Origin of the sequence: Shewanella sp. NKUCC06_TVS, from assembly GCF_019345515.1 — a bacterium.
Classification (GTDB): Bacteria; Pseudomonadota; Gammaproteobacteria; order Enterobacterales; family Shewanellaceae; genus Shewanella; species Shewanella oncorhynchi.
Genome location: NZ_JAHKQX010000010.1, coordinates 93,493 through 107,420, shown reverse-complemented (window position 1 = coordinate 107,420; position 13,928 = coordinate 93,493). Strand labels below are relative to the sequence as shown.

17 protein-coding genes are annotated in these 13,928 nt (G+C 47.5%); 15 read left to right on the top strand and 2 right to left on the bottom strand.

Going from position 1 to position 13,928, the window contains the following annotated elements:
* The 12 genes from KO531_RS12790 (at position 1) to KO531_RS12735 (ending at position 10,390) form a co-directional block, all read left to right on the top strand.
* Positions 1-1,290, top strand: a complete 1,290-nt coding sequence (locus KO531_RS12790) for an NAD(P)/FAD-dependent oxidoreductase (RefSeq protein WP_219251355.1) — start codon at positions 1-3, stop codon at positions 1,288-1,290.
* Between the two features lie 4 nt (positions 1,291-1,294).
* Entirely contained in the window at positions 1,295-2,059 is a 765-nt protein-coding gene (locus tag KO531_RS12785; protein WP_173242750.1) for a DUF3261 domain-containing protein, read from the top strand.
* A 46-nt stretch (positions 2,060-2,105) separates the two neighbouring features.
* Positions 2,106-3,305 carry a beta-ketoacyl-[acyl-carrier-protein] synthase family protein gene (locus KO531_RS12780; protein ID WP_219251354.1) on the top strand — a complete coding sequence of 400 codons (1,200 nt, stop codon included), beginning with the start codon at positions 2,106-2,108 and terminating at the stop codon, positions 3,303-3,305.
* A gap of 4 nt (positions 3,306-3,309) precedes the next feature.
* Positions 3,310-3,843, top strand: coding sequence for a hotdog family protein (locus KO531_RS12775; RefSeq protein ID WP_219251353.1), 534 nt, complete (start codon positions 3,310-3,312; stop codon positions 3,841-3,843).
* Positions 3,844-3,955: 112 nt separating this feature from the next.
* Complete coding sequence (locus KO531_RS12770) at positions 3,956-4,681, top strand: 3-ketoacyl-ACP reductase FabG2 (protein ID WP_219251352.1); 726 nt, start codon at positions 3,956-3,958, stop codon at positions 4,679-4,681.
* On the top strand, positions 4,682-5,941 hold the full coding sequence (locus tag KO531_RS12765; RefSeq protein ID WP_219251351.1) for a beta-ketoacyl-ACP synthase: 1,260 nt from the start codon (positions 4,682-4,684) through the stop codon (positions 5,939-5,941). It begins immediately after the preceding gene.
* Positions 5,942-5,972: 31 nt separating this feature from the next.
* Positions 5,973-6,716, top strand: coding sequence for a hypothetical protein (locus tag KO531_RS12760; protein WP_219251350.1), 744 nt, complete (start codon positions 5,973-5,975; stop codon positions 6,714-6,716).
* Positions 6,717-6,995: 279 nt separating this feature from the next.
* Positions 6,996-7,238: a type II toxin-antitoxin system Phd/YefM family antitoxin gene (locus tag KO531_RS12755; protein WP_006079801.1), complete on the top strand. Its 243-nt coding sequence runs from the start codon at positions 6,996-6,998 to the stop codon at positions 7,236-7,238.
* The gene (locus tag KO531_RS12750; RefSeq protein WP_346345248.1) at positions 7,201-7,545 is read left to right on the top strand and encodes a type II toxin-antitoxin system RelE/ParE family toxin; all 345 of its coding nucleotides are present in this window, start codon (positions 7,201-7,203) and stop codon (positions 7,543-7,545) included. Before KO531_RS12755 ends, KO531_RS12750 begins: the two co-directional genes overlap by 38 nt.
* 815 nt (positions 7,546-8,360) lie before the next feature.
* Entirely contained in the window at positions 8,361-9,011 is a 651-nt protein-coding gene (locus KO531_RS12745; protein WP_219251349.1) for a hypothetical protein, read from the top strand.
* Positions 9,012-9,102: 91 nt separating this feature from the next.
* Positions 9,103-9,327, top strand: a complete 225-nt coding sequence (locus KO531_RS12740; RefSeq protein WP_219234711.1) for a hypothetical protein — start codon at positions 9,103-9,105, stop codon at positions 9,325-9,327.
* Between the two features lie 586 nt (positions 9,328-9,913).
* Positions 9,914-10,390 carry a GNAT family N-acetyltransferase gene (locus KO531_RS12735; protein WP_219251348.1) on the top strand — a complete coding sequence of 159 codons (477 nt, stop codon included), beginning with the start codon at positions 9,914-9,916 and terminating at the stop codon, positions 10,388-10,390.
* A 51-nt stretch (positions 10,391-10,441) separates the two neighbouring features.
* On the opposite strand, the gene KO531_RS12730 is transcribed toward KO531_RS12735, so the two are convergent.
* Complete coding sequence (locus tag KO531_RS12730) at positions 10,442-11,629, bottom strand: benzoate/H(+) symporter BenE family transporter (protein WP_173242737.1); 1,188 nt, start codon at positions 11,627-11,629, stop codon at positions 10,442-10,444.
* A gap of 163 nt (positions 11,630-11,792) precedes the next feature.
* Between KO531_RS12730 and KO531_RS12725 the strand changes: the two genes are divergently transcribed.
* The 3 genes from KO531_RS12725 to KO531_RS12715 all read left to right on the top strand — a co-directional run bounded on the left by KO531_RS12725 (position 11,793) and on the right by KO531_RS12715 (position 13,072).
* Positions 11,793-12,368 (top strand): XRE family transcriptional regulator, encoded by a 576-nt coding sequence (locus KO531_RS12725; RefSeq protein ID WP_219251347.1) that lies wholly within the window; start codon positions 11,793-11,795, stop codon positions 12,366-12,368.
* A 119-nt stretch (positions 12,369-12,487) separates the two neighbouring features.
* On the top strand, positions 12,488-12,811 hold the full coding sequence (locus KO531_RS12720) for a rhodanese-like domain-containing protein (RefSeq protein WP_219251346.1): 324 nt from the start codon (positions 12,488-12,490) through the stop codon (positions 12,809-12,811).
* A 75-nt stretch (positions 12,812-12,886) separates the two neighbouring features.
* On the top strand, positions 12,887-13,072 hold the full coding sequence (locus KO531_RS12715; protein ID WP_219251345.1) for a hypothetical protein: 186 nt from the start codon (positions 12,887-12,889) through the stop codon (positions 13,070-13,072).
* A 167-nt stretch (positions 13,073-13,239) separates the two neighbouring features.
* On the opposite strand, the gene azoR is transcribed toward KO531_RS12715, so the two are convergent.
* Complete coding sequence (gene azoR, locus KO531_RS12710) at positions 13,240-13,836, bottom strand: FMN-dependent NADH-azoreductase (RefSeq protein ID WP_173497433.1); 597 nt, start codon at positions 13,834-13,836, stop codon at positions 13,240-13,242.
* Positions 13,837-13,928: the final 92 nt, after the last annotated feature.

Below are 13,928 nucleotides of genomic sequence, written 5' to 3'. Positions count from 1 at the left end.
ATGCCTACACCCGCTCACGATTTATCGGCTATGCCAAATTCACTTGCCGTCGATGTGGCTATTATCGGCGCAGGACCTTCAGGCGCCATTGCCGCCAGCTTGCTACACCAACAAGGCAAGCGCGTGCTGGTGTTAGAAAAACAACATTTCCCCCGTTTCTCCATCGGTGAAAGTTTACTGCCCTGCTGCATGCAATTCATCGAAGAAGCCGGCATGTTAGACGCACTCAATGCCGCCGGATTCCAGCATAAAAATGGCGCCGCCTTTCGTCGCAATGGCACTTACACTACCTTCGACTTTACCGATAAATTTACCCCTGGGCCTGGCACCACATTCCAAGTGCAGCGCGCCAGTTTTGATAAACTGTTAGCCGATACCGCCCAAAGCCAAGGGGTCGAAATCCGCTACGGCGAAACCGTCGAGGCGATAGATTTAACCGAGAATCCATGCTTAATGGTGCGCAATGAACAGGGCGAGCTTTATCAAATCAGCGCCCAATATGTGCTTGATGCCAGTGGTTTTGGCCGTGTGTTACCCCGCTTGCTCGACTTAGAAAGTCCGTCTTGCCTACCACCGCGTAGCGCCATCTTTACCCATGTGGAAGACAACATCAGCGATCCTAACTTTGATCGAAATAAAATTTTAATCAGCGTCCACCCAGAGCATAAAGACATTTGGTATTGGCTCATTCCCTTTAGCAATGGCCGTTGCTCACTCGGCGTGGTTGCCGAACCGCAATTACTTGCGCGTTTACAAGGTTCGCTTGAGCAACAATTGATGAACATAGTCAATGAAGAACCAGGACTAAAAGCCCTACTGGCAAACGCTAAGGTGGTGCAAGAATGCGCCACACTCAAGGGTTATTCAGCCAATGTGTCACGGCTTGCGACCGACAAGTTCGCCCTACTGGGTAATGCCGGCGAGTTCCTTGATCCGGTATTTTCCTCCGGCGTCACTATCGCCATGCAATCGGCATCGATGGCAGCAAAATGTGTGACTAAACAACTCAATGGTGAAACGGTTGACTGGCAAGCCGATTACTCAGCGCCTTTAATGCAGGGGGTGAATACCTTCCGCACCTATGTGCAAGCTTGGTATGATGGCCGCTTTCAGGATGTGATCTTCTATGAAGAACCGAATCCACGCATCAAGCAAATGATTTGCTCGATTCTGGCTGGCTACGCTTGGGACCTCAATAATCCCTTCGTTAAAGACTCGGAGCGCCGCCTGAACATGGTGGTCGAATTGTGCCAAAACCAAGTTGCCATTCCTGAATTTGCAGAGGCGTAACCGCATGTCGCTCAACTTTAACGCGAAATGGCGAGTGTTCCCCGCGCTACTGATCATCAGTCTAGGGCTGACGGGATGTAGCGAACTGCTGTTCAGGCAAACCTGTGTCGGCCTCGCTAAAGACATGCGTTATTGCTTGGCGCCACTGCCCCATGATTTTGCCCCCGCAGCCGATAAGCCTCTGACTAAGCCGACGGCCAAACCTGCGGACATTAGCAGCCCGCAAACCGAGAGCAAAACGGGCGTATCCTCACCCCAATCCTTTAGCCAAAAGGTCAGCATTAAAGTGGGTGATAAGTCCCACGAGTTACTCACTCAATTAGAGTTAGAGGATGAGCGCATGACACTCGTTGGCTTAGCGCCACTCGGACAGGCTTTGTTTACCTTAGTTTATGATGGTAATACACTCAGCAGTGAACAAAGCGTGCTGCTAGGGGACAATTTTAAAGCTGAGTATTTAATGGCGATGATGCAACTGATCTATTGGCCTGAGCAGAGTATTCGCGCCCATTTAGAAGGTGGTCATTTAGTCACAGGTCTTTGCGATACGGTTGGGGGAAATCAGGGCGATACGCTTATAGGCACCCGAGTGAATACAATCCCCTGTCGCCAGATCTATAGTCAAGATACCTTGATCAGTAAAAGCGGCCAGCAAACCCATGTGGTGCAAATCCGTTATCAGCAAAATATCGGCGATGCTCTTTGGCAAGCCCACATCAGCTTAACTATGCCACAAGCTAAATTTGAGCTAGAAATCGAACCTATTTAATCTGTTAGCATCCGCACTTAACTGTGCCATGGTAAAAAGACACACAATGATGAACAGAGTAGCTATTACACAGATTGGATTGTGTACCCCGCTAGGGCAAGATCCCCAGCAGGTTTTAGACCGCCTGATCGCCGGTGATACCAGTGCGATGCTGCGCAGTGACACTCTCCTGTTCGAGCACCCAACCTTAGTTGCCCCCGTGACGACAGCGCTACCAACCATTCCCGAAAAACTCATTCAGTTCGATTGCCGTAACAACCAATTACTGCTGTGCGCCGCACTGCAAATTGCGACCACAGTTGAACAAGCGAAACGGGATTTTGGTCATGCCCGTATTGGTGTTGTGCTAGGCACCAGCACGTCAGGGATTTCAAAAGGAGAAGCCGCGCTGAGCTACCGCAATCAACACGGATACTTTCCGGCGGATTACCACTATTTCCAGCAAGAGCTCGGCAGCACCAGCGACTTTTTACGCCAATATTTTGAGCTAGATGGCCCTTGCTACACAATTTCAACCGCCTGCTCATCCAGCGCCAAAGTGTTTGCCAGTGCCAAACGCCTATTACAGGCTAACCTCTGCGATATGGTGATTGTCGGCGGTGTCGACAGTTTATGCCAACTCACAGTCAATGGTTTTCACGCCTTAGAGTCTGTCTCGAAAGGCCACTGCAATCCTTTTAGCATCAACCGTGATGGCATCAATATCGGTGAAGGCGCGGCGCTTTTCGTCCTGACGTTGGGCGAGTCAGAGGTCATGCTAGCGGGTATTGGCGAGTCGAGCGATGCCCACCATATGTCGGCGCCACACCCCGAAGGCGAAGGCGCGATCAAAGCCATGCACGCGGCGTTGCAAGATGCACACATTGCAGCAAAAGACATTAGTTACATAAACTTACACGGTACAGCCACGCCTAAAAATGATGCGATGGAAAGCCGCGCCGTGGTTGAAGTGTTTGGCGTGAACACGCCCCCTTGTAGCTCGACCAAGCCCTTAGTCGGCCATACCTTAGGTGCCGCTGGCGCCATTGAAGCCGCCTTCTGTTATTTATTACTTTCAGCACATAATCACGGCAAAGCCCTGCCGCCCCACCAATGGGACGGACAAGTCGATCCACAGGATCCGTCCATTGCCTTAGTCGAGCGCCATCAAGTCGCCGCTAAGGGCGCGCTTAATTATGTGATGAGCAATTCCTTCGCCTTTGGCGGCAGCAATGCCAGCCTGATTTTCTGCCGTAACGAGGCCTAGTACCATGCAGTTACTTAAGATCAATAAACCCTTTGCCGAACAGGATATTGCCGATTTTATTCCCCATAGGGCACCGATGATTTTGCTCGATAAAATCATTGGCTATCGGCGCGATAACCTAGAGACCGAAGTCACTATCACGGCCAAGAGCCCTTATTTCGATGATAAACATCGAGCTGTACCCAATTATGTGGGTATCGAATATATGGCCCAAAGTATTGCCGCCCTTGCTGGGGTTGAGGCAAAGCTTCGCAATGATAAAATCCGCGTCGGTTTTCTATTGGGATCGCGCAAATTAACCTTGTATGCAAAGCAATATGAGCTCGGGCGCACCTATCGCACCCAAGTCAGCCGACTCTATCAAGAGGAATCGGGATTAGCGGTATTCGATTGCCAAATTTATCTGCTGCCCGAAGCCGGCACTGAGCTAGAAAAGAGCTTAGTGGCCCAAGCCAATGTAAATGTGTTCCAACCTCAGGACACACAAGCCTACCTTGCAGGCAATCAAGACGCGGCAAATAGAAGCCTTGGGCACTAAAGCAATGATGTAGATAAAAAAGCCTTAAAGCGCCTTAACAAGCGACCTTTTTACCATAAATACATGAAACCCCATACCGACACATAACGATAAAATGGGGTGGAGAAAACAGATGAATAACAGAGTATTAGTTACCGGTTCGAGCCGCGGTATTGGTAAAGCCATCGCCCTAAAACTCGCCGCTGCGGGTTTCGATATCGCCCTGCATTACCACAGTAACCAAACGGCTGCCGATGACACTGCAGCGCAAATCCGCGCGCTTGGAGTGAATGCGAGCCTGCTGAAATTTGATGTCGCCGACCGCGCAACCGTCAGAGCCGCCATTGAAGCCGATATCGAGGCCAATGGTGCCTATTATGGCGTGATCCTCAATGCTGGTATCAACCGCGACACCGCCTTTCCTGCTATGACAGAAAGCGAGTGGGACAGCGTCATCCACACTAACTTAGACGGCTTTTATAATGTCATCCATCCCTGTGTGATGCCTATGGTACAAGGCCGCAAGGGCGGGCGTATCATCACCTTAGCTTCGGTTTCTGGGATTGCTGGCAACCGTGGCCAAGTCAATTACAGCGCCTCAAAAGCGGGTATTATCGGCGCAACTAAGGCATTGTCATTAGAACTAGCAAAACGCAAAATCACCGTCAACTGTATCGCTCCCGGCTTGATTGAAACCGACATGGTGGCCGATATTCCTAAGGATATGGTCGAGCAATTAGTGCCGATGCGCCGCATGGGTAAACCCAGTGAAATCGCCGCCTTAGCCGCCTTTTTAATGTCTGACGATGCCGCCTATATCACTCGCCAAGTGATATCGGTTAATGGAGGCATGATCTAAATGAGCAAAGCGACAAATCAAACCCGCTTAGGGAAACGAGTGGTCGTCACTGGCATTGGCGGCATTACCGCCCTGGGCCATGATTGGGAGGCGATAGCAGCGAGCCTTAAGGCGCAGAAAAACTGTGTTGTCACTATGGGCGAATGGGATAAATACGATGGCCTCAATACCCGCTTAGCCGCGCCCATTAGCGACTTTGAAGTGCCAAGCCATTATTCGCGCAAGAAAATTCGTTCTATGGGTCGGGTTTCCATCATGGCGACCCGCGCCAGCGAGCTTGCATTAATCGATGCGGGATTGTTAGACGATCCTATCGTGTCCTCGGGTGAAATGGGTATCGCCTATGGCTCGTCCACTGGCAGTACCGATGCCATCATCGCCTTTGGCGATATGTTGAAGACCGGTGATATGTCGGGCGTCACCGCCACGAGTTATATCCGCATGATGGCACACACCACAGCGGTGAATGTGGGGGTATTTTTCGGCTTAAAAGGCCGAATTCACACCACGAGCAGCGCCTGTACCTCGGGGAGCCAAGGCATAGGTTACGCCTATGAAGCCATCAAATACGGTCATCAAACCTTAATGTTGGCGGGCGGCGGCGAAGAACTCTGCCCCACAGAAGCTGTCGTGTTCGATACCCTGTTTGCCACTAGCACTAAAAACAGCACCCCCGAACTCACGCCACGCCCCTTCGATGCGAGCCGTGATGGTCTAGTGATTGGCGAAGGCGCCTGTACGCTGGTGCTCGAAGAGCTAGAACACGCCAAGGCGCGCGGTGCCAAGATTTACGCTGAGTTAGTCGGTTTTGGCACGAATTCAGATGGCCAACACGTCACCCAACCAAACGCGCAGACCATGGAAATCGCTATCAGGTTGGCGCTCAAAGATGCCCAGCTTGAGCCTAGCGCCATAGGTTATGTGAACGCCCACGGCACGGCAACGGATCGCGGTGACATCGCCGAGAGTCATGCGACCCATGCTGTTTTTGGTGCTGGTATGCCGATTTCATCCCTTAAAAGCTACACGGGCCACACCTTAGGTGCATGCGGCGCGTTAGAGGCTTGGGTGAGTATTGAGATGATGAATGCGGGCTGGTTTGCGCCGACACTTAATCTTGAAAGTATCGACCCACAATGCGCCGATTTGGACTATATCCGTAGTGATTTACGCCCAATCGACACAGATTATGTCATGAGTAATAATTTCGCCTTTGGCGGTATTAATACCTCGCTGATTTTTAAACGCTGGGCCCAATAACAACATATAAAAACCACATAAGGACATCACCATGAAACCACTGTTTGCAGGTATGCTGCTTAGCATCAGTTTATTAAGCTCGCCTTTATTGGCTCAGGAATATACGGTTGAAACCTATCAAGAAATCTTTAAGGGTGATAACCAATTCAAGCAAAAAGAAGCCATTGAATCACTCACCATCGCTGGTTTATCCGATCCTGCCATTTTTGATGCGCTCGAAGCAAAACTACTCGCATCTTTGCCCCAAGCCACTGAAAAAAATGCCATTGACTACAGTGCTTGGTTAGTCAAAGGCTTAGCTTATTCAGGCAATGATAAGTACAGCGAAACCATCAATAAGATTGTTAATGGTGATTATCCTAAAAAACTCAAAAAATACGCAGGTCAAGCTTTAGAGAACATAACAATATATAAAAAATGGAATGCGATTCTTGCGGATAAAAACCAATATATTGCCGATCAAAGTCAGCAAAATAATGCCTTTGCCAATGCCCTACGCAGCAATGATTTAGAATTAATGCGTCTCGCGGCTAAACGCATCATAGATGACCGCCAGTACGATGATTTTATCCTAGCCGTACTCAGTAACGAATTGAAAACACCACGCTTAATGGCCGATGACAAACTCGCCATCGATACCTATGCCAACATGGCAAAAGCGCTAGCTAGTTCGGGGAATACCGCTTACCGCGATGTGATTGAAAATATGGCAACCACGAGCTCAAACAAAAAACTCAAAAACTACGCCGAGAGTTATTTGAAGAAGTACTACTAAACCTACCCGTTTTACGCTTAATCGAGTAAATCATGGCCGAGCTTATCCTCGGCCATTTTTATATTCGTTTGGATAATGTTGAGAATCGGAAAGGATAATTAATAGTGAGCGGATTAGGGAACTCGCACAACGTGGTTGATCTTGTAGCCTGTGCCTTTTACTGGCGATAAAAATTTATGACGCGCTTGTTTTCGGAAAAGATCGCACGATTTAATCGTTTTGTGCGTTTCGCACAATGCACTATACTGCCACTGTATTTCCAAATAAGAGGGCTTAATCGTGCAAACATTAACAGCCAATGACGCCAAACGAAATTTCGGTGAGTTACTGCTAAATGCTCAACGCGAACCCATCAAGATCAGCAAAAACAATAAAGATGCGGTTGTCGTGATGTCTATCCACGACTTCGAACAGCTTGAGGCGATGAAAGCGGATTACCTTAAACACTGCTTCAACGCTGCTAAAGAAGACTTAGCGAAAGCTAATGTCGTTGATGGTGAAGATTTTCTTAACGCCCTGTAGCAACTTACATGAAAATAAACGCTATAAACTGAGTAAGTTAGCTCAAACTCACTTACTAAAGATTAAAGACTACACCATTCAACACTTTTCTGAGTCGCAGTGGCACAAATACAAAGAAAGCCTAATATCCGGCTTGCAAATGTTAGCCGATAACCCCGGATTAGGCAGAAGCTGCGATGATATTTACCCCAACGGATTCTACTTTCCTATCGGTAAACATACCACGTACTTCACAAAAGAAGACGACTTCATCCTCATCGTTGCCCTATTAAGCCAGCCACAACTACCACAAAACCACCTGAAATAGCCTCACCCCTTTCATAGAACTGATGTATTTGCCGTGGGAGTGAGGCCAACCATGGTACAGGCTCAACGACACGCCACGGAGTGAGGCCAACCATGGTACAGGCTCGACGACACGCAGCCAGTCCATCCTTGGATGCTCGACCGCCCCGTCCATGGGGCGGACGGTCGTCTCACCAATCACCATGGTTTGCCTTTCGAGCATCTGCGTAACCTGCTGGCTTGAAAGACTAGAGTCAGATTAACACTTTGAAAAATTGCTATTTACAACTGAACATTTAGGAAATTTAACAATGGGTAGCTTGTTAAATTTGGTGTCGCGCTTATGACTGTATAAGTACAGGTATAATAGAAAAGTGACAACCCTCGGGGAAAACGAGCCAAAGAAGTATCGTTTTTTATTTTCAAAAAACATTAAGTAATTGAAAATATCAGTCTTTTCATATTTTCTGATTTACATACCGCGCCAAAATACTTCTTGGTATATAAAGTCTCGCTTTTTCTGCATGGAAAAAGATTGGAAACTCACCGTAATGGATGCTAACTTACTGGCACTTTTGAATTATTTACTCTTATTTCTCAAACTTCGAGTCCATTATTGTTTGGGTTTCATTAGAAGTGCGGGTAATACACTGTTAGAACCTCTTTAGTATTCGGAGTATTTTTAATTGAATGATAATATTGATGAAAGCAATTTTGAAAGTTTTATTAAAGAGCGCAATAGAAGGCTTCACTATCAAAAAGCTGTCTTAGAGAGGATGTCGAAACAGAACAAGGCGATTATTTTTAATACTTATTTTAGCTCCATTAATATCGGCAATGACTTCTCTTTCACTTCTATTAATAGATGAAAAGACATATTTAGAGAAGGATGTCTTACAAAAAGATATTTCTACGATTGCCTTAAACGGCGGAGATCTTGACGCAATAAAACAATCATTGCGTTCACAGCCAACAGTAAGTGGTTGGAAGGCTGTTTTTTCAGATAAATCAAAATATTATGGAGTAGATGCTCCATTATCTATTGTATTAAATGATATTCGTGTCAACGCTTTTAGAGAAGGGAAAAAAGACCTATTACCAGTAATTGAACCAATAATTATTGAGTATGAAGAGGTAAATCCATTCGACAAATTACAAGTGGGTCAAAAAGACTATTTTGAAAATATACGTATAAAAGCAAGCGGAGCGTATCCAAATATAGTCAGCGATGTTAATAATATAGCTGATGAGCTTCATGAGAAAAATATGTTGGTTGAAGAATATTTATCGGATTCAAAAATGTCTTTCTGGATTTCGATTATTGCGGTCATCTTGTCACTTTTGATCGGTGGTTATCAGATTTTTGCAAGTAGACCGGAGGCCATGAAAAAGCTTTTTCTTGATGCTGCAGATGAACAAAAATTATCGTCCAGCAAAGGTTCTAACAAATCAAGTAACCCGGACGCTGAAAGCAGCGCCGGTTCTTGAAGCGTTATATTTTTTCGAGATTCACATGATCTACTCGCAAAAAAAGTGTTCGCTCTGTTCAATAAATGGCTTAGTGTGTTTCTGGGGCGACATGCCTCAAAAAAAATGGAAGCGACCAGTATTGGGTGTACTAAGCGCTGTTATGTTATTTGGCGGAGGTTATGCTGTACATCAAGTTATTATTAATGAAGGTGCACAGAATATTTATTTCAATGCGTTAGTTGGATTTCTTGGCTGTCTTGCTTTGCTAGGCTTAGTTACATCTATCTTTGGGTGTGATCGCTGTGTTGCCAAAATTTTCGGCAGTGCAAGGTAAATATAATCGGGTAGCCGGAGGTATCTAGCCTCCAGCCCCCACACCACCTTGCATGCGGCTCCGCAATAAGATCGAACAGGCATAACTTTTTTCATTCAAAATTTGACCAATAACACCTGAGCCTAAGGAATACACCACCCCCTCGGAGTTGCCGCAGGGCATTTGCGTTCGTTGCGTGATCGAGGCATGGTCGTTCTCGTGCATCCATGCCCTTCTCGACATTCAGGCGTCCTGCCTATCAGATGCCGAGATAGCGTCAGTCTAATCAGGGACGAGCGTCTGACGCGATAGCATAAGGACGCTTAATGCCCAAGGGGCTTTCAACTCCGTTGGGGACGCCGGGCCATGTTTTATAAATAAGCCAAAAGGGGAACAGGCGCTTTTCCCCTTTTGGTCGACTCTTGATTAAAAATCAGGGGGGTGAAACCCCACGACTTTGACTTTGATTCTGCGTTTAGCTTTAGCTAAAGCTAAAAACGCTTGGCCTAGCATTTGCTTATCCACCATGGCGCATTGGCAAACAGACGACAAAGCGCGATGACGCCATTATGGATAAGCCACAATAATAGGGAGCACCCGATCTGCCATGAAATCCACCATAAGAGCCATGAAAATAACCTTAGATGACCTTAAAGGGCCTGAGATTGCGGCTTTACTGCAGGAACACCTCAACGATATGCGGGCAACCTCACCGCCTGAAAGCGTTCACGCATTAGATCTTGACGGCCTGCGTCAGCCCAATATTCGCTTTTGGACCCTGTGGGATGGTAATAATCTCGCGGGCTGCGGTGCACTAAAATGGTTAGATACCGAGCACGCGGAGATCAAATCCATGCGCACCGCCGCGCCCTATAAGCAGCAAGGTATAGCGTCTAAAATATTGCAGCACTTGATTAACGATGCCAAAGCCGCAGGTATCAAACGTCTGAGCCTAGAGACAGGTTCGATGGACTTCTTCAACCCCGCTCGCCTGCTCTACTGCAAATTTGGTTTTGAAATCTGTGGCCCCTTCGCCGATTATCGACTCGACCCCAATAGCGTGTTTATGACGAAGAGAATCTAAAACACATGCGCCTTAGTCTTTGAAATTCATCTCTAAGGCACTTTGCTGCAGTTAAGTATTCGCTCGCTTAACTACTGATGCAGTTCTGTGCCCGTTCCACCAATGGATAATAAACCCAAGTAACAACCCCCAAAATGCACTGCCGATGCCCAGCACACTAAAACCCGAGGCCGTCACCAAAAAAGTGATCACTGCCACTTCGCGATCTTCGGTTTTAGCTAATGCAGCGGTCAGGCTATTGGCGATAGTGCCGAGCAAGGCTAATCCGGCGATGGCCAGTACTAACTCCTTCGGGAAAGCGGAAAACAGGCCAACCACAGTGGCGCCGAGTAACCCAGTGATAAAGTAAAATACCCCGCCCCACACCGCCGCCCAGTAACGAGTCGCGGGATTCGGATCTGCTTCTTTACCCATACAAATCGCCGCTGTGATGGCGGATAAGTTAAAGGCAAAACCGCCAAAGGGCGCGAGAATGACCCCTATTAACCCTGTGCTCGTGATCAAAGGTGAAATGGGTGGCCTGTAACCATTACCGTGCAGTGCAGCAACGCCCGGCATATTTTGCGAGGCCATAGTCACCACAAACAGCGGCAGCGCCACGCCAATCACACTCGCCAACGAAAACTCAGGTGTCGTCCACACCGGCATCGCCAGTTGTAACTGAACTGCATCTAGCTTGAGCAAATCTAATTGAAAACTCATGCCTATGCCCACCAGCAAGGTCAGCAAGATGATGTAGCGCGGCGCAAAAGGCTTAACGACGACAAACACCAACAGCATGATTAATATGAGACTCAGCTGGGTTTGCATCGCCTGAAATAGCCCTATCCCAAATTGCAGCAGGATCCCCGCTAACATGGCTGAAGCGACTGACTGCGGCATGATACGAATAAGTTTATCCATCCAGCCCGCCACCCCGCAAAGAGTAATTAACAGAGAACTCACCAGAAAAGCGCCTATGGCTTGATTGACGCTCAATCCCGCAAGGCTTGTCACCATCAGCGCCGCGCCCGGTGTAGACCAAGCCGTTAGAATAGGATTCTTGTAGTAAAGCGATAACCCTATGCTGGTCACGCCCATGCCCACACCTAAAGCCCACAGCCATGAACTGATTTGTGCTGGTGTCGCCCCCACAGCCTCCGCCGCTTGAAAGATGATCACAGCCGAGCTGCTATAACCCACTAATACCGCAATAAAACCCGCTGATATTTTTGACAAACTTCCTGCATCTCGCCACATACCCACTCCCTTTTTCTGCAATTGCTGTCGCCATTACTTTGTGCGCTATAACTTATAAAATGAACAAGATGGCTTTTGTGCGCTATAACGTACGAGATGGACAAGATAACACCTGTGCGTTATAACGTACAAACTAAATTTTCATAAAAATGATGGGGCCATTGTGCAGACGATAAACAGCTATCTCGCCACCACGCTTAAAGCACTTCGCAACCAAAAAGGATGGAGTTTAGATAAAGCCGCTCAAGAGACGGGCGTCAGCAAGGCCATGATAGGACAAATCGAGCGCGGTGAATCAAGCCCAACCATTGCGACGCTATGGAAAATAGCCAGTGGATTCAATATCTCGCTGTCGACCTTTCTCGAACCCACACCCCAGAGCCAAGGCGCAGTATTCCGTAAGCCCGACGAGTTACGCCAACAACCCGCCACCGACGGCATGCTAGTCGCCTCACTCTTCCCCTTTGAAGAGCGCTTCGGTTTCGAGATGTTTGAACTGACCCTGCTGCCAAACTATGAGCGGCTTTCTGAGCCCCATGAAACGGGTGTCACTGAGCATGTCATTGTCTTGAGCGGTACTATGGAAGTGCTAGTCGATGGCGAGTGGCAACCACTCAAGCAAGGTGAAGCGGTACGATTTGCGGCCGACAAACCCCATGGCTATCGCAATCTAAACGAGCAAGCCGTGGTATTCCACGACATCATTCACTATCAAAGAGCTAATGTGTCTAGCCTCTAACTACTTGCCTAGTGCCGGCAATGCCAAAAACCATTCACTGCCGATAATCTGCAGTGCTTGCACTCGCCAATTCATTAGAATAAACTTATTGAAAATTTTCTAATGGTAGGGGCAATGCTATGTTTCAATCTTTACTGGCTAAGTTATCCGGCAGCCACTCGGGCGAAAAATGTTGGCAATTGATTGAACAAGGCGCACGGGTGATTGATGTGCGTTCACCAGAGGAATTTGCCTCAGGTCATTTGCCCCAAGCCATTAATGTGCCGCTGCCAACACTCGACCAATGGTTACATCAAGTCGACAATAAGCAACATCCCTTAGTGCTCTACTGTGGCGCAGGGATTCGAGCACAAAAGGGCTGCGACATTCTCAAGGCCAATGGCTTTAGCTGCGTGGTAAATGGTGGTTCGCTTAAAGATTTAGTCTGCTGCCAGCCGAGCTAATTTAAGCCTTGGTTGTGCGGCGCTAATCAGGCCAGTCTGTACATTGTGATGACTTAAATATCTGCGAGGTGGTGTATGCATAAAACAAATCATGCCAAAGCGTTACAGTTTGAAGCCACACAGGGTAACACTGCTGAAAAGCCGCTTGAAACTGAACGCCATACACGCTTTAGCATCAGTCGTAATCGCGACCAAGCCAGCACTAAGGTGCGTTATGTTGAGACTAGCACCCTCACCAAAGGCTGCAGCCTTTGCGAATAAACAGCTTAGCGTGCCACTTAAACCTAGCCGCTCGAGTCTAGTTGCTCAAACCTAGCCACTTAAGCAAAGCGTGCTTAGCTGAAATGGACATACAAAAATGCCAGCCTATTAAAGGCTGGCATTATTTATTCAGCTAAATCAAATGACTCAGCTAATCAATGGGACAATTAAGCTTTCAGCTGATCGATACTGTGTTTCGCTTCGCTCATGCCTTTGTCGTGGGCTTCAGGGCCCATGTTCAACGCTTCGGCGTAAACCACTTCAACATTAGTGATACCAATAAAGCCTAAAACCGTTTTCAAGTAAGGTACAACGTGATCCGTTGGGCCATCTTTGTGAGCGCCGCCACGGGTCGTCACTAACACAGCGCGTTTACCTTCCACTAATCCTTTTGGACCTGTTTCAGTGTAAGTAAAAGTCACACCGGCACGGGCGACAAAATCGATCCAGTTTTTAAGTTGAACCGGAATCGTAAAGTTGTACATAGGTGCAGCGATAACAATCGTATCGTTCGCTTTTAATTCAGCGACTAAGGTATCTGATAAGGCGAGCATTTCTTGCTGACGTGCCGATAATTCTGCACCACCACGTAACCCAGAAGCGATTTCACCGTCTACCATAGGTAGTACGTCTTTACCGCCTAAATCACGCACTGTAATAGCGGCGCCTTGGGTTTCCCAGTGACTCGCTAAGTGGTCAATTAACACGGCAGATTGTGAATAACCGCCAAGAATGCTTGATTTTAAAATTAAGACTTTAGACATAATCTGCTCCGAAAATAGGTAAATGACTCAGAGTCAGATGGAATATCTCAACTCTATGACGCTAGTGTATTAGCCCATAAAAAAGAAATAAA